Origin of the sequence: Clostridium sp. ATCC 25772 (assembly GCF_001573875.1) — a bacterium.
GTDB lineage: Bacteria > Bacillota > Clostridia > Clostridiales > Clostridiaceae > Clostridium_J > Clostridium_J senegalense.
Genome location: NZ_LFRG01000126.1, coordinates 1 through 904 on the forward strand (window position 1 = coordinate 1; position 904 = coordinate 904).

General features: G+C 31.5%; 1 protein-coding gene. It reads right to left on the reverse strand.

What is annotated here, in order from left to right; genetic code table 11:
* Positions 1-277: 277 nt before the first annotated feature.
* Positions 278-904 (reverse strand): N-acetylmuramoyl-L-alanine amidase (locus AZI32_RS17100; protein ID WP_061997158.1); only part of this gene is annotated, 627 nt, incomplete at its 5' end.

Here is a 904-nt window from a genome sequence, read left to right on the forward strand (position 1 = left end):
GAGTATATAGTTTCCTCGAAGGTAGAAACCATTCAGTTGAAGTTTCAAAATCATTGTTGAATATGAAAAACGAAACTTCTAATCTGTTAGTAGATTATACTCTTACTAGCTTGATTTTCTTCCCCTAGTAAGTGGGAAACAGTTTGGCTAATATAATATTATCATGCTTTGTGCGAAAAGTACGTTATCAAGCAACTTAACAAATAAATGAGTGTGTATTTTGATTAAATTTAACCTAAATAATTAATTTGTTAAGAAGCTTAATAACAAACATTGGCTACTTCTCTTTTTCGTAAGTACACCACCAGCCCGTAAGTTCTGTTAGTGCTGCCATTTCTCTTTTAACTCTATCTTCTCCAGTAAATCCACCCGTACGGATTCTGAAATCTCCTTGTCTTTGTTCCTCTAATTCTAAATACCAACCAGTAAGCTCATGTAAATGTTCTAGTTGTTTTTGAGCGTTCTCTTTAGTACCAAATCCACCCGTAATTATGTTATAAACATCAACCTTTTGTATAGGAGGATTACTATTGTATTTAACTCCTAAATAGTTGCATATTCCATCCGCTATAGCTAAAGCAAACTCGTCTTTTTTAGATTCTATTAAATTTAAATCCTCTAAATTAGATATAAATCCTAGTTCTATTAAACAAGCTTGCATATTGCTTTCCCTTACCATATGAAGGTTACCCTCTTTAACACCTCGATTAACAGTATAAAGCTTATCATTAATAAGTTCATTTTGAACACAATCAGCTAGTTTTCTATATTTAAGCTTATAACAAAAAGTTTCTAATCCTTTAGCGTTTATATCCTTAAAGCTATTACAATGAATAGATACTAAAACATTGGCACCCCATTTATTCGCATCAGAAGTCCTTTGAGATAAAGTTTTGAATACATC